This is a genomic window from Myxococcus sp. CA039A, from assembly GCF_013336645.1.
GTDB lineage: Bacteria > Myxococcota > Myxococcia > Myxococcales > Myxococcaceae > Myxococcus > Myxococcus llanfairpwllgwyngyllgogerychwyrndrobwllllantysiliogogogochensis.
In genome coordinates, this window is record NZ_JABUMQ010000068.1 from 16,814 (window position 1) to 37,422 (window position 20,609).

At 69.6% G+C, this 20,609-nt stretch carries 17 protein-coding genes; 11 read left to right on the forward strand and 6 right to left on the reverse strand.

What is annotated here, in order from left to right:
* Positions 1 to 13: 13 nt before the first annotated feature.
* The gene (locus tag HR086_RS13965; protein ID WP_141642277.1) at positions 14 to 679 is read right to left on the reverse strand and encodes an HAD family phosphatase; all 666 of its coding nucleotides are present in this window, start codon (positions 677 to 679) and stop codon (positions 14 to 16) included.
* Between the two features lie 86 nt (positions 680 to 765).
* Positions 766 to 1,746, reverse strand: coding sequence for an NAD(P)-dependent oxidoreductase (locus HR086_RS13970; protein ID WP_174465881.1), 981 nt, complete (start codon positions 1,744 to 1,746; stop codon positions 766 to 768).
* 385 nt (positions 1,747 to 2,131) lie between these two features.
* On the opposite strand from HR086_RS13970, the gene HR086_RS13975 reads away from it, so the two are divergent.
* From HR086_RS13975 to hemH, 6 genes are all read left to right on the forward strand, one after another.
* Entirely contained in the window at positions 2,132 to 2,449 is a 318-nt protein-coding gene (locus HR086_RS13975) for an SWIB/MDM2 domain-containing protein (protein WP_141642278.1), read from the forward strand.
* A gap of 190 nt (positions 2,450 to 2,639) precedes the next feature.
* Positions 2,640 to 5,741: a malto-oligosyltrehalose synthase gene (gene treY, locus HR086_RS13980; protein ID WP_174465874.1), complete on the forward strand. Its 3,102-nt coding sequence runs from the start codon at positions 2,640 to 2,642 to the stop codon at positions 5,739 to 5,741.
* Positions 5,738 to 7,876 carry a glycogen debranching protein GlgX gene (gene glgX, locus HR086_RS13985; protein WP_174456532.1) on the forward strand — a complete coding sequence of 713 codons (2,139 nt, stop codon included), beginning with the start codon at positions 5,738 to 5,740 and terminating at the stop codon, positions 7,874 to 7,876. Before treY ends, glgX begins: the two co-directional genes overlap by 4 nt.
* 111 nt (positions 7,877 to 7,987) lie before the next feature.
* On the forward strand, positions 7,988 to 8,938 hold the full coding sequence (locus tag HR086_RS13990) for a TerC family protein (protein ID WP_141642281.1): 951 nt from the start codon (positions 7,988 to 7,990) through the stop codon (positions 8,936 to 8,938).
* Between the two features lie 65 nt (positions 8,939 to 9,003).
* On the forward strand, positions 9,004 to 9,390 hold the full coding sequence (apaG, locus tag HR086_RS13995; protein ID WP_141642282.1) for a Co2+/Mg2+ efflux protein ApaG: 387 nt from the start codon (positions 9,004 to 9,006) through the stop codon (positions 9,388 to 9,390).
* Positions 9,390 to 10,493: a ferrochelatase gene (gene hemH, locus HR086_RS14000; protein ID WP_174465875.1), complete on the forward strand. Its 1,104-nt coding sequence runs from the start codon at positions 9,390 to 9,392 to the stop codon at positions 10,491 to 10,493. Before apaG ends, hemH begins: the two co-directional genes overlap by 1 nt.
* On the opposite strand, the gene HR086_RS14005 is transcribed toward hemH, so the two are convergent.
* From HR086_RS14005 to HR086_RS14015, 3 genes are all read right to left on the reverse strand, one after another.
* A complete protein-coding gene (locus HR086_RS14005; protein ID WP_217440447.1) occupies positions 10,429 to 11,463 on the reverse strand; it encodes a hypothetical protein in 1,035 nt (344 codons plus the stop codon). The two genes, hemH and HR086_RS14005, sit on opposite strands and share 65 nt — an antisense overlap.
* Before the next feature lie 294 nt (positions 11,464 to 11,757).
* Positions 11,758 to 12,339 (reverse strand): hypothetical protein, encoded by a 582-nt coding sequence (locus tag HR086_RS14010; protein ID WP_246137136.1) that lies wholly within the window; start codon positions 12,337 to 12,339, stop codon positions 11,758 to 11,760.
* A gap of 360 nt (positions 12,340 to 12,699) precedes the next feature.
* The gene (locus HR086_RS14015; protein WP_174465876.1) at positions 12,700 to 13,671 is read right to left on the reverse strand and encodes an L-threonylcarbamoyladenylate synthase; all 972 of its coding nucleotides are present in this window, start codon (positions 13,669 to 13,671) and stop codon (positions 12,700 to 12,702) included.
* A 31-nt stretch (positions 13,672 to 13,702) separates the two neighbouring features.
* On the opposite strand from HR086_RS14015, the gene HR086_RS14020 reads away from it, so the two are divergent.
* Genes HR086_RS14020 through HR086_RS14040 form a run of 5 tightly spaced genes read left to right on the forward strand, consistent with a single transcriptional unit; the run spans position 13,703 to position 19,778 of the window.
* Positions 13,703 to 15,121 (forward strand): TIGR01777 family oxidoreductase, encoded by a 1,419-nt coding sequence (locus tag HR086_RS14020; protein ID WP_174465877.1) that lies wholly within the window; start codon positions 13,703 to 13,705, stop codon positions 15,119 to 15,121.
* Between the two features lie 52 nt (positions 15,122 to 15,173).
* Positions 15,174 to 16,103: an ABC transporter ATP-binding protein gene (locus HR086_RS14025; protein WP_174465878.1), complete on the forward strand. Its 930-nt coding sequence runs from the start codon at positions 15,174 to 15,176 to the stop codon at positions 16,101 to 16,103.
* Complete coding sequence (locus tag HR086_RS14030) at positions 16,100 to 16,822, forward strand: ABC transporter permease (protein WP_141642288.1); 723 nt, start codon at positions 16,100 to 16,102, stop codon at positions 16,820 to 16,822. Before HR086_RS14025 ends, HR086_RS14030 begins: the two co-directional genes overlap by 4 nt.
* On the forward strand, positions 16,819 to 18,690 hold the full coding sequence (locus HR086_RS14035; protein WP_174465879.1) for a Gldg family protein: 1,872 nt from the start codon (positions 16,819 to 16,821) through the stop codon (positions 18,688 to 18,690). Before HR086_RS14030 ends, HR086_RS14035 begins: the two co-directional genes overlap by 4 nt.
* A complete protein-coding gene (locus tag HR086_RS14040; protein WP_174465880.1) occupies positions 18,687 to 19,778 on the forward strand; it encodes a hypothetical protein in 1,092 nt (363 codons plus the stop codon). Before HR086_RS14035 ends, HR086_RS14040 begins: the two co-directional genes overlap by 4 nt.
* On the opposite strand, the gene HR086_RS14045 is transcribed toward HR086_RS14040, so the two are convergent.
* A partial coding sequence (locus HR086_RS14045; RefSeq protein WP_254626325.1) for a GvpL/GvpF family gas vesicle protein occupies positions 19,761 to 20,609 on the reverse strand: 849 nt, incomplete at its 5' end. The genes HR086_RS14040 and HR086_RS14045 overlap by 18 nt on opposite strands.

Consider the following 20,609-nt stretch of genomic DNA (forward strand, 5'->3'; position numbering starts at 1 on the left):
GCGGGCAAGGGGACTACTTGAGGTCGAGGATGGGCCAGTTGTAGGCGCGCGCGATGGAGCGCAGCCGCAGGTCCGGGTTCACCGCGGTGGGACGACCCACCACCGCGAGCATGGCGTAGTCGGAGGCGCTGTCGGAGTAGCCGTGGCACTTGTCCAGCGTCAGGCCCTCCTTGGCGCAATAGGCACGGATGGAGTTGGCCTTGTTCGCGCCTTCGATGATGGGCGGAATCACCTTGCCGGTGGCCTTGCCGCCCACGAACTGCATCTTGTTGGCGATCAGGTCATCGGCGCCCAGGTGCCGGGCGAGCGGACGCATGGTGAAGTCCAGCGCCCCCGTCACCAGCACGACCTTGCACCCGCTGCGGCGGGCCTGGTCGATGAGGTCCTGGGACTGCTCGAAGAGCGCGGGCTGCAGCACGTCCTCGAACATGTCCTCGGCGATGGTGACGAGGCGGTCCTCGGTCAACCCCGCGTAATAACGGTAGAAGAACTCGTTGAACGTCTTGCGGTCCAGCGTGTCCATGGCACCGAAGAGGGGCACGCTGAGGGCGGTGCTCAAGGTCCGTCCCGCGATGCCCAGCACGGAGCCCCGGTTCATCGCGTAGTACGCGTAGACGTGGACGACGTTCGTCTTCACGAGCGTCCCGTCGACATCGAAAAAGGCGGCTTTCGAGGGCATGTGGCAGCGGGCTTCCTGACACTCCAAGGGGGGTGAGGTCAACGACGCTGGGACGGGGGAAGGCTCCCCCACCCCTGCTAGCATGGCTAGAGCCAGCCTTGCTCGCGGTACCACTCGGCGCTGCGGCGGATGGAGTCCTCCAAATCCCTCCGAGGGTGAAACCCCAGGAGGCGCTCGGCCTTCGCGCTGGAGCAGGTCCAGGCGGGCGCGAGGAGCTGTCGGGCCAGCTTCCGATTCAGGGGGAGCATCTTGCCCGTCACCCGCGACACGCCGTCCGCCGCCGAGGCGAGGGCGCTCAGCGCCCAGGGACTCACGCGCACCGTGCGGGGTTGAAGCCCCAGCGCCTTCGCTCCCAGGTCCTGCACGGCTTCCAGGGAAAGAGGAGCGCCCGGGCCCGCGCAGAAGAAGGCCTGGCCCACGGCGTTGGGGTGCTCGGCCTGGAGAATCAGCGCGTCCACCACGTCCTCCACGTCCACCATGGTGAGGGGACGGGGGCCGCCCACCAGCTCCAGGCGGATGCCCTTCTTCACCAGCTTGAAGAAGGTGAGGTTCTCATGGTCACCGGGGCCGAGGATGCGCGGCGGGCGGGACACCGTCACCGGCAGCCGGTCTCCATAGGAGAAGGCGATGCGCTCCGCCTCCGCCTTGCTCTCGCCGTACCACTCGTGCGGCTGGAAGGCGTCCTCCTCGACGTGCGGGCGGGTGGGGGAGGAGGGCCCCATGGCCGCCAGCGAGCCGACCAGGACCAGACGCGGACGGTGACCCGCGGCCACCATGGCGTCGCACAACAGGCGCGTGCCCTCCGCGTTGACGCGCATGAAGTCCTCGCGTGTCGCGCCGCGGCGAACTCCGGCGAGGTGGAAGACGACGTCCTGTCCCTCCACGGCGGGGCGCAGCGAGGCCGCGTCCGTCACGTCTCCCTCCACGCGCTTATAGGAGATGCCGGCCAGTCCCGAGGCGTCTCCCCGAGGGCGCAAGAGGCACGTCACGGTGTCGCCGCGTGCCGCCAGGGCACGGGCCAACCAGATTCCAAGGAAGCCACCGGCTCCGGTGATGAGGGCTCGCATGGGTCGTTTCATCCGAAAAAGTACACCTCGTCCGCAAGAGGAATCCCACGTCCCCTGTCGCGAACCCGCGAGGGAGGACCCCGCGCGAGGCCGGATGGTCGGCCTCCGGAGTCGTCCCGCGAGGCTCTTCCCGAGGGAAAAGTGGCGCTGGGGCCGGATTCTCGGGGCGGGATGCGCCGCGAGAGGGGGTCGTCCGAGCGAGAACCGTGTTGCGGAGCCGGTTTCTCGGGCATGAAACGCGTTGCGTAGGGCGTTTCTAGAGGGAAAAACGCAGGAGAGGGCTGTTTTTCGGGCTTGGGCGTGCTACCTACGCCCCACCGGCACTGGCTTAAAATCAAGCGAGGCCGCACAACGTCCCCTTCGGAGGGGAGGAGACTCAAGACGAATGGCCGCCAAGAAAGCTGCTGCGAAGAAGGCTCCCGCCGCCAAGAAGGCCCCTGCTGCCAAGAAGCGTGCGCCCAATGCGTCGTTCATGAAGGAGATGACTCCTTCCGCCGCCCTGGCTGAGATTGTCGGCGCCAAGCCGCTGCCGCGCACCGAGGTCGTCAAGAAGCTCTGGGCCTACATCAAGAAGAACAACCTCCAGGATGCGAAGAACAAGCGGCAGATCAACGCCGACGACAAGCTCAAGCCGATCTTCGGCGGCAAGAAGAACGTCACCATGTTCGAGATGACCTCGCTGGTGAACAAGCAGCTGAGCTGACACCGTCGCCGGGGCCACCCGGCAGTTGCATCCCCGAGGGCTCTCCGGAAGTTTCGGCGAGCCCTCTGCTTTTTGGTGCGCGCGCGTGTGCCGTGCGCACGTCAATCCAGGCTCTTGGAGCGTTGGATAGAGGGCGGAAGTCACACCCCACGCTGGCGTCAGGCGCGCGGGAGCCCTACCTCTGGTCCCCATGTTGCTCGACGGACTGGAAGAAGAGGGAACCGCTCCCACGGGGGCGTCGGGTGCCACCCTGAGCGCGGAGTCCCTGGCGGAGGGACTGTTCGCTCGCGTGAAGCAGGAGCTGGGGCCGCGTCCCCGCACGCCGCTGTCCACTTATCGGGTCCAACTGCACCGAGGGTTCACCTTCCAGCAGGCGCGAGAGGTGGTGCCGTTCCTGGCCCGCCTGGGCGTGAGCGACTTCTACGCCTCGCCCTATCTCAAGGCGACACCGGGCAGCACCCACGGCTACGACTGCGTGGACCATACGCGGCTCAATCCGGAGGTCGGCTCGCCGGAGGACCACGCGGCCCTGTGCGCCAGCTTGCGTGAGCACGGACTGGGGCAGGTGCTGGACGTGGTGCCCAACCACATGGGCATCGAGCGCGACAACCGCCTGTGGTTCGACGTGCTGGAGAACGGCCCCTCGTCCGTCTACGCCAAGTACTTCGACATCGACTGGTCGCCGGTGAAGGACGAGCTGCACGACAAGGTGCTGCTGCCGATTCTGGGAGACCAGTACGGCATCGTCCTGGAGCGCGGGGAGCTGAAGCTGTCCTTCCGCGAGGGCGCCTTCTTCATCCACTACTACGACCACCTGCTGCCGGTGGCGCCCCGGCAGTACGGCCGCATCCTCCGCCACGGCCTGGAGCGGCTGGAGGCCCGGCTGGGCACCGAGGCCGCGCCCATGGTGGAGCTGCTCTCCATCCTCACCGCGATAGACCACCTGCCGCTGCGCACGGAGGTCGAACGCGCCCGCGTCGTGGAGAGGCACCGCGAGAAGGAGGTCATCAAGCGGCGCCTGGCCGCGGTGGCGGCGTCCAGCGAAGAGGCGCTCTTGTACATCGAGGACAACGTCCGCGTGTTCAACGGGGAGCCGGGCAACCCGCGCTCGTTCGACCTGTTGGACGCGGTGCTGTCCTCGTGCAGTTTCCGGCTGGCGCACTGGCGGGTGGCGGGCGAGGAGATCAACTACCGGCGCTTCTTCGACATCAACGGGCTGGCCGCCATCCGCGTGGAGGACCCGGAGGTCTTCCAGGAGGCGCACGCGCTCATCTTCCGCTGGCTGCGCGAGGGCTGCGTCACGGGGCTGCGCATCGACCATCCGGACGGCCTGTTCGACCCCACCGCGTACTTCCTGGACTTGCAGGAGCGCTACTTCGTGGAGCGCGCGCACGCGCTGTTCCTCCAGGAGCAGGCGGGGGACGACACGCGCTGGCCCGGCGTGGAGGCCGCGCTGCGCGAGCGCTGGCGGGCGGAGGTGACGGAGAACCCGTCCAGTCCCCTGCGCAAGGCGCTGTACGTGGTGGTGGAGAAGATACAAGGCGGTCGCGAGCGGATTCCCGAGGCGTGGGCGGTGCACGGCACCACCGGCTACCGCTTCGCCAACGCGGTGAGCGGCCTCTTCGTGCACCCGGCGGCGGAGACACACCTGACGGAGACGTACGAGCGGCTCACCGGGGAGAAGGGCGACTTCGCGGAACTCGTCTACCAGAAGAAGCTCCTCATCATGCGCGTGTCCATGGCCAGTGAAATCAACGTGCTGGCCCACGAGCTCAACCGCATCTCCGAGATGAGCCGGCGCACGCGCGACTTCACGCTCAACTCGCTGCGGCGCGCGCTGGTGGAGTTCGTCGCGCTGTTTCCCGTGTACCGGACCTACGTGGATGGCTGGCGGCCGGGGCTGGACGCGCGCGACGTGCAGTACGTGGAGTGGACGATTCAGCGCGCCAAGGAGCGCAACGCCACCACCAACGCCTCCATCTTCGACTTCCTGCGCGACATCATCCTGGGTCGCTACCCGGAGCAGTCCGACGAGCGCGAGCGCGCCGTCATGCTCCGCTTCGCGATGAAGCTCCAGCAGGTGACGGGGCCCGTCATGGCCAAGGGCCTGGAGGACACCGTCTTCTACATCTACAACCGGCTGGTCAGCCTCAACGAGGTGGGCGGCGAGCCGGAGCGCTTCGGGGTGCGCGCCAACACCTTCCACCTGCGCAACCAGGAGCGCGCGGAGCACTGGCCCGCGAGCCAGCTCACGTCCAGCACCCACGACACCAAGCGCAGCGAGGACGTGCGCGCCCGCATCAACGTCGTGACGGAGGTGCCCGAGGACTGGCGCAAGCTGGCGCGGCGGTGGATGCGCCTCACCGAGAAGTTCGTGACGCCGCTGCCCTCCGGACCCGCGCCCAGCCCCAATGACGTCTACCTCTTCCTCCAGACGGTGGTGGGCGCATGGCCCATGGGCGAGTCCCAGTCACCGGAGGCGATGGCGGACTTCCACCGCCGGGTGCGCGAGTACATGGCCAAGGCCATCAAGGAGGCCAAGGTCCGCACCTCGTGGACCAACCCGGACAGCGCCTATGACGACGCGGTGGCCGGCTTCGTGGACGCCTGCTTCGACGGGGACAAGGGCGCCACCTTCCTGGAGGAAGTGCGCCGCTTCAAGCGCCGCATCGAGCGCGCGGGACAGCACAACGCCCTGGGCCAGCTGCTCTTGAAGCTGGCCTCGCCCGGCGTGGTGGACACCTACCAGGGCTGCGAGCTGTGGGACTTGTCGCTGGTGGACCCGGACAACCGCCGGCCGGTGGACTTCGCCGTGCGCGCTCAGTTGCTGGATGCGCTGGACGCGCGGGCGAAGGAGGACCGGGTGGGGCTGTGCGCGCGACTGGTGGAGACCCTGGACGACGGCCAGGCGAAGCTCTTCTTGTTGTCGCGCGTGCTGCGGCTGCGGCAGCGTCACGCGGAGTTGTTCCGCAACGGGGGCTACAAGGCCCTGGAGCTGTCCGGGCCCCGGGCCCAGGCGGCGGTGGCCTTCGTGCGCGAGCTGGAGGACTCCGTCATCCTGGTGTGCTCGCCGCGCTACACCCTGTCCGCGCTGGAGTCTTCCGAGGGGCTGGCCGGTGCGTATGAGAACACGTTCCTCGACCTTCCGGAGGCATATGCGGGCATGATGTTCCGCGATGTCTTCACCGGGCGACAGGTACGGCCCGAGCGTGGGTCGGGTGGCGTGGTGCTGCCTCTCGCGCCGCTCCTGTCGGGGTTCCCGGTGGTGCTGCTGGAGAGGAGCACTGGATGAGGAGGGCCGAGGTGCTTCCAGGGAAGCCGTTCCCCCTGGGCGCCACGTACGACGGGCATGGGGTCAACTTCGCGGTCTTCAGTGAGCATGCGAAGAAGGTGGAGATCTGCCTCTACGACGCGGATGAGCCGTCGAAGGAGACGCGCCGCTTCCCGCTCCTGGAGAACACGCACCAGGTGTGGCACGGCTATGTGCCGGACCTGACGCCGGGGACGCTCTACGGCCTCAGGGTCCACGGGCCCTTCGAGCCCAAGAAGGGCCTGCGCTTCAACCCGCACAAGCTGCTGGTGGACCCGTACGCCCGCGCCATCCACGGCGGCGTGGACTACCGCGGCGCCATCTACGGGTACGTGGCCGGCGGCAAGGAAGAGGACCTGGTCCAGGACAAGCAGGACGACGCCGCGGCCGTGCCCAAGGGCGTGGTGCTGGCGGACTCGTTCGACTGGGGGGGCGACACCCATCCCCGCGTGCCCTGGCACCAGACGGTCATCTACGAACTGCACGTCAAGGGCTTCACCAAGCTGCACCCGCGCGTGCCGGAGGACCTCCGGGGCACCTACGCGGGGCTGGGCCACCCGGCCGTCATCGAACACCTGAAGAAGGTGGGCGTCACCGCGGTGGAGCTCCTGCCCATCCACCACATCGTCGACGAGCCCTTCCTCGCCGAGCGGAAGCTGACGAACTACTGGGGCTACAGCACGCTGGGCTACTTCGCGCCGGACTCGCGCTACAGCGCCGCGGGCTCCCGGGGCGGCCAGGTGGACGAGTTCAAGGCCATGGTGAAGGCGCTTCACCGCGCCGGCATCGAGGTCATCCTCGACGTCGTCTACAACCACACCTGCGAGGGCAACCACCTGGGCCCCACGCTGTCCTTCAAGGGCGTGGACAACGGCGCGTACTACCGCCTCACGGAGAAGGACCCGCGCTACTACCTGGACGTCACGGGCACGGGCAACTCGTGGAACGCCACGCACCCGTACGCGCTGAAGCTCGTCGCCGACTCGCTCCGCTATTGGGTGGAGGAGATGCACGTGGACGGCTTCCGCTTCGACCTGGCCACCACGCTGGGCCGCGACAGGCACGGCTACGACACGCGCGCGGCCTTCTTCCAGATTCTCCACCAGGACCCGGTGCTCAGTCAGGTGAAGCTCATCTCCGAGCCCTGGGACGTGGGCGACTTCGGCTACCAGGTGGGCAACTTCCCGGTGCTGTGGAGCGAGTGGAACGGCAAGTACCGCGACACCATCCGCCGCTACTGGAAGGGTGACGACCGGCAGGCGGCGGAGATTGGCTACCGGCTCACCGGCAGCTCGGACCTGTATGCGCTGTCCGGCCGCAAGCCCACCGCGAGCGTCAACTTCGTCACCGCGCACGACGGCTTCACGCTGCACGACCTTGTCACGTACAACGACAAGCACAACGAGGCCAACGGCGAGGAGAACCGCGACGGCGCCAACGACAACCACTCCTGGAACTGCGGGGTGGAGGGCGAGACGACCGACGCGAAGGTCAACGCCCTGCGCGAGCAGCAGAAGCGCAACTTCCTGGCCACGCTCTTCGTGTCCCAGGGCGTGCCCATGCTGGTGGCCGGCGATGAGATGGGCCGCACCCAGAAGGGCAACAACAACGCCTACTGCCAGGACAACGCCCTGTCGTGGGTGGACTGGGAGCTGACCGACACGCAGCGCTCCCTGCTGGAGTTCACCAGCCGCCTCACCCGCCTGCGCCGCGAGCAGCCCGTGTTGCGCAAGCGCCGCTTCTTCCGCGGCGCGCACATGTGGGACAGCGAGCTGAAGGACCTGGCGTGGTTCCGCCCCGACGGCAAGGAGATGAAGAAGGACGACTGGGAGAAGCCCTACGTCCGCTCCCTCGCCTTCCTTCTGGGCGGCGACGCCATCGCCACGCCGGATGACGAGGGCAACCGGATTGTCGGCGACACCGTGCTCGTCCTGATGAACGCGCACCACGAGCCCATCTCCTTCCTCCTGCCCGCCCTGGAGTGGGGCGCCGACTGGGAGCAGGTGGTGGACACCTCGACGGCGGCGGAGTCCCAGCACACACACACACCCGCTGGCGGCAAGGTGCAGGTGGCGGGGCGCTCGCTGATGGTGCTGCGCCGACCCGCGACGGAGTGATGGGGTGGTCGGGCCCCTGAAGGTGGGAGGGGCCCTGGTTGTACGGAAGTGTCGACGCCCGGACGCGCCACCGCTAGGGTGCGCCGGCTGTTTCTGAAACAGGATTCATACGTGAATACGCAAGTCGCGCTTTGGGTGGGCTTCAACCTCTTCGTCCTGGCGATGCTCGCCGTGGACCTTGGTCTGTTCCACCGCAAGGACCACGCGGTGACGCCCAAGGAAGCGGGCATCTGGACGCTGGTGTGGATTTCCATCAGCCTCGCGTTCTGCGGGGGCATCTGGCACTTCTCGGGGAGCACCCCGGCGCTCCAGTGGCTGACGGCGTATGTCGTGGAGTACTCGCTCTCCGTCGACAACCTGTTCGTCTTCCTGATGGTGTTCAGCTACTTCCGGGTGGCGGCGGAGCACCAGCACCGGGTGCTGTTCTGGGGCATCATCGGCGCGTTCATCATGCGCGCGGTGCTCATCATCGCCGGCGCCGCGCTGGTGCAGCGCTTCCACTGGCTCATCTACCTGTTCGGCGCCTTCCTCGTCTTCACCGCGGTGAAGATGCTCGTCTCCAAGGACGAGGAGATGGACCCGGAGCAGAAGGGCATCGTCAAGCTGGCGCGCCGGGTGCTGCCGGTGGCCCGGCTGGGCGAGGGCAGCCGCTTCTTCCTCACCGAGGATGGCCGCCGCAAGGTGACGCCGCTGTTCATCGTCCTCCTGGTGGTGGAGGCGACGGACCTGCTGTTCGCCCTGGACTCCATCCCCGCGGTGCTGGGCATCAGCCAGGACGCGTTCATCATCTACACGTCCAACGTGTGCGCGATTCTGGGCCTGCGCTCGCTGTTCTTCGTGGTGGCCAGCCTGATGGACAAGTTCCACTTCCTGAAGCTGGGGCTGAGCGGCATCCTGGCCTTCGTGGGCGTGAAGATGTTGATTACGTACTTTGACATCCACCTCCCCATCGCCCTGTCGCTGGGTGTGATTGGCGGCATCCTCCTGGCCGCCATCGTCGCGTCGCTCATCTGGCCCAAGAGCCCGGAGCCCGGTCATGACCGGGAGAGCGCGAAAACCTGAACCCAGACGGGCGGCCTCCGGGGTTTTCCTTGCAACCCGGGGGCCTTGCCTTCAAATGTGGAGGCATGTCTTCCAGCGCCACCACTGATGGCCTCCGCATCACCGTGAAGCCGGCCTACTGGCCGGAGCGAAGCTCGCCCGAGTCGGGTCAGTACGCCTTCATGTACACGGTGGAAATCGTCAACGAGAGCGAGGCGCCCGCGCAGCTGAAGTCGCGGCACTGGGTCATCACCGATGCCACCGGGAAGGTGGAAGAGGTGAAGGGGGAGGGCGTGGTCGGCCGTCAGCCCCGCGTGGCCCCGGGCGAGCGCTTCGAGTACACGAGCTGGGCCATGCTGCGCACGCCGTTCGGCACCATGCGCGGCAGCTATGAGATGGAGCGGCCGGACGGCACGCACTTCGAGGCGCGCATCGCGGAGTTCGCCCTCACCCTGCCCAACGCCCTGCACTGATGATGACTCCGGACCCGAAGCGGGGGCTGCTCCTCATCAACCTGGGCACGCCGGACGCGCCCGAGTCCGGGCCGGTGCGGCGCTACCTGCGCGAGTTCCTGAGTGACGCGCGTGTGGTGGACATCCACCCGGTGGGGCGCTGGCTGCTGCTCAACCTCTTCATCCTCCCGACGCGGCCCGCGAAGAGCGCGGAGGCGTACCGCAAGGTGTGGATGAAGGAGGGCTCGCCCCTGCTGGTGTACAGCCGGGAGCTGGAGGCGGCGGTGCGTGAGAAGCTGGCGGGGGAGTACGACGTGGAACTCGCCATGCGCTACGGCCGCCCGTCCATCCCCGACACGGTGGCTCGGATGCGTGCGCGCGGCGTGACGGACTTCACCGTGCTGCCGCTGTACCCGCAGGAGGCCACGTCGTCCTCGGCCTCGTCGCTGGCCCGGGTGTACGAGGTGATGACGGAGGGCTGGGATGTGCCCAACGTGCGCGCGGTGCCCGCGTTTCATGGGCACCCGTCCTTCCTGGACGCGTTCTCCGTGGTGGCCCGGCCGGTGATTGCCGAAGCGCGCGCGGACCATGTCCTGTTCAGCTTCCACGGCGTGCCGGAGCGGCACGTGCGCAAGACGGACACGTCGGGCCAGCACTGCTTTGCTTCCGCGGGCTGCTGTGACGCGCTCACGGACGCCAACCGGCACTGCTACCGGGCCCAGTGCTTCGCCACGGCGCGCGGGCTGGCGGAGCGCCTGGGGCTGTCCGCGAGCGGGTGGACGGTGTCCTTCCAGTCGCGGCTGGGGCGCACGCCGTGGGTGAAGCCCTACACGGACCTGGTGCTGCCGGAGCTGGCGAAGCAGGGCGTGAAGCGACTGGCGGTGATGTGCCCGTCGTTCGTCGCGGACTGCCTGGAGACGCTGGAGGAAGTGGGCCTGCGGGCCCGCGAGCAGTTCGTCGAGGCGGGGGGCGAGTCGTTGACGCTCGTCCCCTCGCTCAACGCCCACCCGGCCTGGGTGGACGCCGTGGTGCGGCTGGTGCGCGAGTCCGACGGCGCGCCTACTGCTGCGGCTTCGCCGTCGGCTGGGGCGCGGCCGGAGCGGGAGCCGACTCCAGCGCGGTGAGCTTCAGCTTCACCGTGCCGGGCGGCACCTGGAGCGCGGTGGGGGAGACGGTGCCTCGCGTCGACGAGGTGATGCTGCCCTCCCACGAGCGCCACTTGCCGGCCTTCACCAGGAACTCGCCACGGCCGACGATGCGCACCTCCGCGCTGGCGTCCGTCGCGGTGGGCGGGGCGCCCTCCGGTTCGTCTCCGCCTTCTTCCGGGATGGCGGCGCGCGCGGGCACGGCGGGCATCGCGCGACGGGTGGCGACCTTGCCCGCGAGCTGGTCCAGCAGGTCGTACTCCAGCGTGGCCACCTGCTCGCCGCCGTCCGCGGGGGTGAGGGCGGTGAGCTTCACGCGGTTGCGGCGCTCCGTCTTGACGATGGTGAACGTGGGGCCCAGGGCGTCGTGCGTCAGCAGCTCCGTGCCCAGCGCCCAGGTGTCGTTGGGGCCCACCGCCGACAGGGGCAGCTCCAGCACCAGCGAGGCCGTGTTGCGGGTGATGCCCTGGAGGCCGTCGAGCACGAAGCCGCGCTCGCTGACGGTGCCGGTGTCCTCGGCGGCGTTGGTGCCCTCCGGGATGACGCGCAGCCGGAAGTCACCCGAGTCGCCGTGCTCCAGTACATAGGTGAAGGCGCTGGGGAACGCGGGGGAGGGGGCGGCGGCGCGCTCGGGCTTCGGCGCTTCCTTGTCGCGGCCCTTCTTGCCCTTGGCGGGCTTGGCTTCCTCCACCTCCTCGACGGCGGCGGGCGCGGAGCCCGCTCGGTCCAGGGTGAGGCGGTAGGCCACGGGCGCACCGGCGGCGGGCTTCCAGCGCAACACCACCTTGGACGGGTCCGCCGCGGGCGCGGCCGAGGGCTGGGCGGCGCCCGCCTCCTTGGGGGTGTCCTTCAGGCCCGGAGGCCGGGGAATGGGCTCGAGCTGCCCTCGGGGCTCTTCCTTGCAGGCGAACAAAGACAGGGCAACGACCAGGCCGAACAGGCTTCGCATCACGCGGGGACGCTCCTCTGCGAGGACATGCGGGATACCGGAGCCCAGGAGGGCATTTCAAGTCCGTCACCCGGCCGCGTCTGTCGAATGCTTGCGTGGTTTTCTTCCACGGGCTCGCTTGACGCGCCCAATGAAGTCGGGGTTGCGGTGCCCGGCCTCATCCCTTGCAGCCCCAACTCCTTGCATTGTGTGTTGTGGCCGGGTGCGTCATGCGAGGTGGCTGGCGCCCCGGGACTCCTCGCGGTCGTGGAGTCGAGGGGCGCGACGGCACTCAGGTCCGTCGCGCCCGGGTGCTCACTGGGGCGCGTGCGCCACGTAGAAGTCGACCTGCTCCTTCACGCGCCCGGCGAACTCCGGGTTGAGGCGCTCGAGGATGTTCCACTCCAGCTCCAGGAGCCTGCGGATGTTGGGGCGGGCGGAGCGCGTCTGCATCTCCGGCTCCGTCCCCACCAGGGCGGCGGGAGTGGCGTTGGGGGTGTTGTGCACGGTGTCGTAGCCCGTGTGGACGAGGCCGGGGAGGGCCTGGGTCCGGCCGAAGGTCGTGGCGGCCATCTCATAAGCGCGCACGGAGAAGCGGCCATCGGCGCGGATGTGCCCCTCGACGTACAGGCGGGACCATCGCGTGCCGATGTCGAAGCTGCCCGTCACCTTCCAGGGCGTCTGCAGGAAGTAGGGGTCGGTGCTGGGCAGCAGGTCATAGCCACGGTCCGCGATGACCTTCTCCGCGGCCTTCATGACCTCCATGGCCGGCAGGTCATACACGACGAGGCTGCTGGTCCGCTCCAACAGCACCTTCTGGGGGGCGGCGCACCCCGCGAAGCACAACGCCGCCACGATGCTCGTCATTGCCGCGAGCCATTGCTTCCGCACCATCATCGTCGCCTCGTCCGCTGGAGTGGGCCGCGCGACGCAAGGGGAGTCGTGCGCGCGGTGCAGCGAAAACAACGAGGGATGTTTCGGGGCATATCGCCTTGGGCGAGCACTCGTTGCCGCGTGGTGCCTGGAGTCGCGAGGTAACTCCACTTCGGTGCATGCCAGCCGGCGACTGGCGTCGCGACACCTCCACCGCGCATGTCGCTCAAGCGTTGGGCGCGCGGTGCGCGAGAAGGACAAGCAGCTCGAGCTGTTTCCTCGGCGGCCGTTGCTGCTCGGTGATGGGGGCGCGCGAGACTCCGTGTTTGCGTGGAGGCTCGGGAGGCGGGCCCCTCGACGCGATACCTCGCCTTCCGTTGCTGTTCAGGGCTGAGGGTCGCGAGGCGCGGCGGCGCGGGAGAGTCTGTCTCGCACCGCGATGCCCAGCCCGCTGGCGGCGGGGAGACAGACGACGAGCACGTCATGTCCCCGCTCGTCCGCTTCACGCAGCCTCGCGTAGAGCACACGCGCGGCTCCGGCCGGGTCCTCGGGCACGTCGAAGCGAGGCACGTCCGGCGGCAACTCCAGGCTCTCCGGTCCCAGCACGCCCACGCGCAAGCTCTGTTCCCTCAATGCCCGCACGCGTGCTCCGGCCTCTCCCGGCTCGGCGAGCACCACACCCGCGCGCGGCGCGTAGTGCGACGCGAGCGAGCCCGACACGCGGACCTTGGACGCGGCACGCACTGGCACCGGATGTCCCAGCACGCGCTCGACGTCCTCGGCGGACAGGCCACCAGGGCGCAGGATGGCGGGGGCGCCGGAGCTCAAATCGACGATGGTGGACTCCACGCCCACGGTGCTCGGTCCACCATCCAGCACCAGGTCCACGTCCGCGCCCAGGTCCGCGCGCACGTGCTCCGCCGTGGTGGGGCTCACCCGGCCAAAGCGATTGGCGCTCGGCGCGGCCACGCCTCCGCCCAGGGCCTTCAGCACCGCGAGCGCCACCGGGTGTCCCGGCACGCGCAGCGCCACCGTGTCCTGGCCGCCTGTCACGGCGTCCGTGGCCCTGGGCGTGCGAGGCAACACGAGCGTGAGCGGTCCGGGCCAGAAGGCCTCGGCGAGACGGTGCGCGGCGTCCGGGATTTCCCGGGCCCAGGAAGACAGGTGCTCGGCGCCAGACAGATGGACGATGAGCGGGTGGGTGGCGGGGCGGCCCTTGATGGCGAAGACACGGCGCACCGCCAGCTCGTCCTCGGCGTTGGCCGCGAGGCCGTACACCGTTTCTGTCGGCAGGGCGATGACACCGCCGTGCCGCAGCAATTCCACCGCGCGCTCGACGAGCTCCGGATTTAGCATGCGTGGCCGCACTGTCGCGCCGGGAGGAAGCATGGGCAAGTCGCACGTCTTCGATGCGCGCAGTCGGATGCCGGTGTCGGCCTCCGAGTTGTTCGCCTGGCATGCCCGGGAAGGGGCGCTCGCACGGCTGACGCCCCCTTGGGAGCGGATGGAGCTGCTGGAGCGCTCCGGCGACGGCATCCACCCCGGCGCCCGGGTCACCATGCGGATGCACCTGGGCCCCATCCCCCGCCGCTGGGTGGCCGAGCACACGGCGTACGTGCAGGACTCGCTCTTCCAGGACACGCAGGTGTCCGGCCCGTTCTCGAAGTGGGTCCACACCCACCGGATGTGGCCCGAGCCCGCGACGAACTCCTCCGTCCTGGAGGACGAGGTGGAGTACGTCCTGCCCATGGGCCCGCTGGGCAGCCTCTTCGGTGGAGGCACCGCGCGTCGCACGCTGGAGCGGATGTTCGCCTATCGCCACCGGGTGACACTGGAAGACCTGCGGCGCCATGCCGCCTTCGCGCACGCCGGCCCCCTCACCGTGGCCATCACCGGAGCGTCCGGCTCGATTGGCTCGTCGCTCGTGCCGTTCCTCTCCACCGGCGGCCATCGCGTGAAGCGCCTGGTGCGAGGCCGCGCGGACGCGTCTGGGAACGAAGTGTCCTGGGCACCCGACAAGGGAGAGGTGGACACCGCCGCGCTGGAAGGCGTGGACGCGGTGGTGCATCTGGCGGGCGCCAACGTCGCGGGCAAGCGCTGGTCCCCCGAATACAAGGACGCCATCCTCAAGAGCCGCACGGAGGGCACGCTCACGTTGTCGGAGGCGCTGGCGCGCATGAAGCGCAAGCCTCGGGTGCTGGTGTGCGCGGCGGGCAGTGGCATCTACGGCGACCGGGGTGACGAGCCGCTTACCGAGGAGAGCGCCCCGGGCACCGGCTTCCTCGCGGACGTGTGCCGCGCCTGGGAGGCCGCCACCGCGCCCGCGGAGGCCGCTGGCATTCGCGTGGTGCACCTGCGCATCGGCCCCGTGCTGGACGCTCGCGATGGCGCGCTGGCGAAGATGCTGCCCGCCTTCCTCGCGGGCGGCGGTGGACCCATCGGCTCCGGTCGCCAGTGGATGAGCTGGGTGTCGATGGAGGACATCCTCGGGCTCTTCCACTTCAGCCTCTTCACGGAGGCGGCGCGTGGCCCCATCAACTCCGTGGCGCCGGGAGCGGTGCGACAGGCCGACTTTGCGAAGACGCTGGGTCGGGTGCTGAGACGGCCTGCCTTCCTTCCGATGCCCGCCGCGGTCATCCGCACCCTCTTCGGGCAGATGGGGCAGGAGGCCCTGCTGGCGGGTGCCCGGGTGCTTCCCTCCACCGCCGAGCGGCTTGGCTATTCCTTCCTCCTGCCGGACCTGGAAGGGGCGCTGCGCTTCACGCTCGGCCGCACCACGGCGGGGCCGGAGTTCCGCCATGACTGAGCGGTTCGGCGCTTGACAATGCCCCCTGGGGGGACTGATGGAATGGCCCCCTATGATTCAGGTCGAAGGGCTGACCAAGTACTACGGTGAGCATGCGGCCATCCGGGACCTGGCTTTCACCATCGGCCAGGGTGAAGTCATCGGCTTCCTCGGCCTCAATGGCGCGGGCAAGTCGACGACGTTGAAGGTCCTCGGCTGCGTGCTCTTGCCGACCGCCGGCCGTGTCGTCATCGACGGCCATGACGTGGTGAGCAACGCCCACGAGGTGCGGCAGCGCATTGGCTACCTCCCGGACGTGCCGCCGCTCTACGAGGAGATGACGGTGGGCGAGTACCTGGCCTACGTCGCGCGCTTGCGCGGCGTGACGGCCCGGGACACCACCGCGCGCGTGGGCGAGGCGGAGGAGAAGACGGGCCTTCGCGAGGTGGACGGCGAGCTCATCTCCACGCTCAGCCACGGCTACCGTCAGCGCGTGGGCGTGGCGCAGGCGCTGGTGCACAAGCCCGCGCTGCTCATCCTCGACGAGCCCACCAGCGGCCTGGACCCTCGGCAGATTGTCGAGATGCGCGACGTCATCCGCGGGCTCAAGGGCACGCACACGGTGCTCGTCTCCAGCCACATCCTTCCGGAAATCTCCCAGACGTGTGACCGGCTCCTCATCATCCACAAGGGGACGCTGGTGGCGCAGGGGACGGAGGAGGAGCTGGGACGGAAGATGGGCGGCGGCGGCTCCATCGAGGTGGAGGTGCGGGGAGACCGGGCGCGTGCGCTCGAGGTGCTCAAGCCGTTTGGCGCGGTGGACGTGGACCGGGCGGCGGACGGCGTGGTGTCGCTGACGCTCCGGGCCTCTCCGGATGCGCGTCCGCGCGTGGCGCAGGCGGTGGTGGGCGCGGGGCTGGAGTTGTTGCGGTTGGACCAGGGCGCGGGCCAGTTGGAGTCCATCTTCCTGCGGCTGACGCACGGTCAGGAGGTGCGCGCGTGAAGGCCCTGCTCATCGCCCGTCGCGAGCTGTCCGGCTACCTGCGCACGCTCAGCGGCTACGTCGTCATCGCGGTCATCCTCGCGTTGAACGGCCTGTTCTTCAACGCGTACGCCCTGGGCGGCGCGAGCAAGCGCTCCGCCGAGGTGCTGTCGCAGTTCTTCTATTACTCGAGCGGCTTCACCATCGTCGCCTCGGTGTTCATCTCCATGCGGCTGTTGGCGGAGGAGCGGCAGACGGGCACGCTGCCCCTCTTGTACTCGTCGCCGCTGCGAGACCGCGACATCGTGCTGGGCAAGTTCCTGGCGGGGCTCGCCTTCCTGTCGCTGTACGTGTTGTGCACGCTGTACATGCCGGTGCTGGTGCTGGTGAACGGCAAGGTGTCCTTCGGCCACGTGGCGGCGGGCTATCTGGGACTGCTGCTGCTGGGCAGTGCTTCTCTCGCCGTCGGCACGTTCGGCTCGGCGCTGGCACGCAATCAGTTGCTCGCGGCGATTACCTCCGCGGTGATGCTGGTGGCGCTCATCCTCTGCTGGCTGCTGGCGCGAATCACCGAGCAGCCGCTGTCGGATGTCTTCAGCGCGATGTCCCTGTGGAACCAGCACTTCCCGCCGTTCCAATCGGGGCTCATCCACGTGCGTGACGTCGTCTATTACCTGGTCGTCACCTACGTGGCGCTGTTCGCGGCCACCCGGGTGCTCGAAGCGCGGAGGTGGCGATGAGCACCCGTCCGGTGGGCAATGGGCTGGCGGCGACGCTGGTCTTCGTGGCGGGGCTGGTGGCGGTCTTCATCGGCGAGCGCATCCTGGGCGTGGGGACGGGCCGCGCGGCCTTCTCCGGGCTGGGCGCGGTGGCGGCGGTGGGCGCGGTCATCTGGCGCTTCGCGCGCTCCCGTGGCACGGGCGCGGACCGGCGCACGGTGGATGTTTGGGTGCTGGGCCTCTACGGCCTGGGCCTGCTCGCGCTGGCGCTCTACTTCCTCCAGTCCGACGTGGGCACGGCCCTCTTCGGTGGGCCGCTGTCGCAGAAGGCGCCCAAGCTGGCGGTGATGCTGGCGGCGCTGTTCCCCGCGCTCTTGACGTGCTGCCTGGTGCCGCTGGCGCTGGTGGAGACGGCGGCGCAGGCGATGACGCGGGCGCCGGTGCTGGAGACGGGCCGCGCTCGCAGCGCGCTGTTCTCCGGCCTGGGCCTGTCCTTCGTGCTCATCTTCGCCTTCGCGACCATGTACGTCGTCACGCAGGCGAACACGACGTGGGACCTGTCGTACTTCCGCACCGCGAAGCCCGGCGACTCCACGCGCAAGGTGGTGCGCGGACTCAACGAGCCGCTGCAGGTGACGCTCTTCTTCCCGCCCGCGAACGAGGTGGGAGAGGCGGTGCGCCAGTACTTCCAGGACCTGTCCGTGGAGAGCCCGGAGCTGCTCAACGTGGAGCGGCTGGACCAGGCGGTGGAGCCCGCTCGCGCGAGGACGCTGGGCGTGCACAACAACGGCACTGTCGTCGTGGCCCGGGGTGAGCGCAAGGAGCCCTTCACGGTGGGGTTGGAGCTGGACCGCGCGCGAGGGCAGCTCCAGCGGCTGGACCAGGAGGTCCAACGGCGGCTCCTGACAGTGGCGAAGCCCCGACGCGTCGTCTACTTCACCGCGGGCCATGGCGAGCGCGCGGAGACGCGTCCGGTGCCCGGTGAGATGCCGCAGCCGTCCGTGGCCCAGTTCAAGGAGCTGCTGCGCGCGCAGAACGTGGACGTGCGGTCGCTGGGGGTCGCGGAGGGATTGGGCCGTGAGGTGCCTCGCGACGCGGGGGCGCTGGTGGTGGTGGGTGCCACGCGCGACTTCCTCCCCGAGGAACTCGCGGCGGTGCGCGAATACCTGGAGCGTGGCGGCCGGTTGTGGGTGGCGCTGGAGCCGGAGGGCCCTCGCTTCGAGAAGCTGCTGGAGCCCCTGGGCTTGAAGTACGCGGGCACGCCGCTGGCGAATGACCAGGTGTACTTCCGCACCACGCGTCAGCAGAGCGACCGGGGCAACCTGGGCACGGCGACGTTCAGCTCCCATCCGTCAGTGACGTCGCTGTCGGCGATGGGCGGCCAGTCGCCGGTGGCCTTCCTGGGCGCGGGCGCGTTGGACCAGGTGCAGCCGCTGCCCAACGGCGTCATGCACGACATCTCCGTGCGCGCGCATGGCGCGACGTTCGCCGACGCCAACGGGAACTTCACCCCGGACGCCGGAGAGACGCGGCGCACGTGGCCGCTGGTGGTGGCGGTGGAGCAGCCCGCGGCGGCCGGCAAGGAGCCGATGCGCGCCGTCGTCATGGCGGACGCGGACGTGGTGAGCGACGTGGTGCTGTCCAACATGGGCAATGCCTACCTCGCGGTGGACACGCTGCGGTGGCTGACGGGCGAGGAGTCCGTGTCCGGCGCGGTGTCCTCGGAGGAAGACGTGCCCATCCAGCACACGCGGGAGCAGGACGTGGCGTGGTTCTACGCCACCGTGTTCGTGGCCCCGGCGCTGGTGCTGGCGCTGGGCTTCGTGACGACGCGGCGGCGAGGCCGTCGTGCTCCGCGCGCCCCGGTGGCGGCGGGAGGTGAGCAATGAAGGCGCGGGACCTGGCGCTCCAGGGCGCCCTCGCGGTGGTGGCGCTGGTGGCCGCCTATCTCGTGTGGCAGCGGGCGCCCTCGGGTGCTCCCGGTGACGTGACGGTGGTGGAGCTGCCGGCACGCGCCCTGGACAAGGTGCGCTACGAGGACGAGGCGCGCTACGTGGAGCTGTATCGCGACGCGCAGTCGCGGGACACGCTGTGGGTCCGCCTGGGCTACAAGCCCTCGAAGGGCCTCCCCGCGGCGGAGGGCACGGATGCGGGCTCCGCGCCGGGCACGGATGGCGGGGCTTCCGGCACCGTGGCTCAAGGTGGACAGGACGCGGGTACGCCGCCCCTGGCCGCCACGCCGCCACAGCCGCCTCCGCGCGAGCTCCGGGCCAACGAGGTGGCGGCGAAGCTCTTCCCGCGCTTCGCCCCGCTGCGGGCCACGCGGGCGCTCGGCGTGCTCGAGGCGAAGAAGCTGGAAGAGGTGGGGCTGACCACGTCGCAGCGCAAGCTGACGCTGACGCTGGGGGGCAAGGTGGAGACCTTCACGCTCGCCTCGACGACGGGGGGTTGGGGCACGCCCTACCTGCGTCGCGAGTCGGACGGCCAGGTGTTCCTGCTGGGCCCCGCGCTGCTGCCGGATTTGGAGAACGCGACCAGCCGGCTGGTGGACCGGCGGCTGCACACGTTTGATTTGGGTGACTTCGACGCGGTGGTCATCTCCTCCGGGGGCGCGTCGCGGACCTTCACGGCGACCGGCAAGGCGCCCAACCCCGTCGCGTTGGCGCCATCAGAGGCGCCGGACAAGCCGGACGAGTTCACCCGGAACTGGCATGACCGCGTGTGGCGCCTGATGCCGTTGGACCTGCTGGGCCGCGACGAGCAGCCGACGGGAGGCGAGCCCAAGGAGGCCTTCCGCGTGGAGTACCGGCGCGGCGGCAAGTCCGTGGGCGAGCTGACGGTGGCGCGGGGCACGGACGGCTTCTTCGCGCGCACCGAGCACACCCCCGGCTGGGTCCGCCTCCACGCGGGCGTGGACCCGTTGGCCGCGGAGGCCGCGCGCGTGACGACGCCGGTGTCGTCAGCGGGCGCGCCGTGAATCGGGCGTCTCGGGGCTGTCGTCCAGCCCCAGTCGCACGTCGACGAAGCTGTACGGCGCCCAGGGGCCGGTGAAGCGGAAGGCGTAGAGGTCCGAGCGCGCGGCGAGCATCCGGACCCTCGCCTCGAAGTCGGGCACCGCGTCCCTGGTGACGAGGAAGGCCGCGTTGAGCAGCATCCGCTCGCCCACGGGCGCGTCCGTGCGCGTCGCGTTGGCCAGCGGGTGCAGGCCCTCCAGCATCGCGGCCATGTCCAGCGACGCGCGCAGCTCCACGGCTTGCCCCAGCCGTCGCTCGTGCTCGGTCTCCAGCTCGTTCTCCCGGCGACGCAGGCCCGCGTCCTCGAACTCCATGCGTCGGGCCAGGTGCTCGCGGTGGTAGAGCACCTTGAGCCCCAGCTCCACCTTGCCCTCCAGCGCCACCAGGGTCCGGGTGAGCGCGTCCTGGGCGGAGCGCAGCAACCGCCGCACCTCGGCCTCCGAACCCAGCACCGTCCCGAAGGCCACGGGCAGCAGCGTGTGCTCACGCAGCACCACCTCGGCGGCGCGCTGGTGGGCCAACAGGTTGGCTCGCGTCGGGTCCACCACGCGCGCGGGGGCTGACGACACCAGCGCGACGAGCGCTCCTTCGCGCACCGCGTGGACGTGGGCCGGCGGCATCCCCAGGCCGATGGGGCCGAAGTCCAGCGGGCCCTCGGTGCGCACCACGCCATAGAGGTAGTGCGGACCCGCGAGTTCCTCCGGCGTCCGCGTGATGCGCGCCCGGGGCTTGCCCTTCGGAGTGTTCTTCACCGTGTTGCGCTTGCCGCGTCCCTCCCGGGGCGGGGGTGGGGT

Coding starts and splice junctions, on each gene's coding strand:
- HR086_RS13965 (WP_141642277.1), bottom strand. CDS start 679: ATGCCCTCGAAAGCCGCCTTTTTCGATGTCGACGGGACGCTCGTGAAG.
- HR086_RS13970 (WP_174465881.1), bottom strand. CDS start 1,746: ATGCGAGCCCTCATCACCGGAGCCGGTGGCTTCCTTGGAATCTGGTTG.
- HR086_RS13975 (WP_141642278.1), top strand. CDS start 2,132: ATGGCCGCCAAGAAAGCTGCTGCGAAGAAGGCTCCCGCCGCCAAGAAG.
- treY (WP_174465874.1), top strand. CDS start 2,640: ATGTTGCTCGACGGACTGGAAGAAGAGGGAACCGCTCCCACGGGGGCG.
- glgX (WP_174456532.1), top strand. CDS start 5,738: ATGAGGAGGGCCGAGGTGCTTCCAGGGAAGCCGTTCCCCCTGGGCGCC.
- apaG (WP_141642282.1), top strand. CDS start 9,004: ATGTCTTCCAGCGCCACCACTGATGGCCTCCGCATCACCGTGAAGCCG.
- hemH (WP_174465875.1), top strand. CDS start 9,390: ATGATGACTCCGGACCCGAAGCGGGGGCTGCTCCTCATCAACCTGGGC.
- HR086_RS14005 (WP_217440447.1), bottom strand. CDS start 11,463: ATGCGAAGCCTGTTCGGCCTGGTCGTTGCCCTGTCTTTGTTCGCCTGC.
- HR086_RS14010 (WP_246137136.1), bottom strand. CDS start 12,339: ATGATGGTGCGGAAGCAATGGCTCGCGGCAATGACGAGCATCGTGGCG.
- HR086_RS14015 (WP_174465876.1), bottom strand. CDS start 13,671: ATGCTAAATCCGGAGCTCGTCGAGCGCGCGGTGGAATTGCTGCGGCAC.
- HR086_RS14020 (WP_174465877.1), top strand. CDS start 13,703: ATGGGCAAGTCGCACGTCTTCGATGCGCGCAGTCGGATGCCGGTGTCG.
- HR086_RS14025 (WP_174465878.1), top strand. CDS start 15,174: ATGATTCAGGTCGAAGGGCTGACCAAGTACTACGGTGAGCATGCGGCC.
- HR086_RS14035 (WP_174465879.1), top strand. CDS start 16,819: ATGAGCACCCGTCCGGTGGGCAATGGGCTGGCGGCGACGCTGGTCTTC.
- HR086_RS14040 (WP_174465880.1), top strand. CDS start 18,687: ATGAAGGCGCGGGACCTGGCGCTCCAGGGCGCCCTCGCGGTGGTGGCG.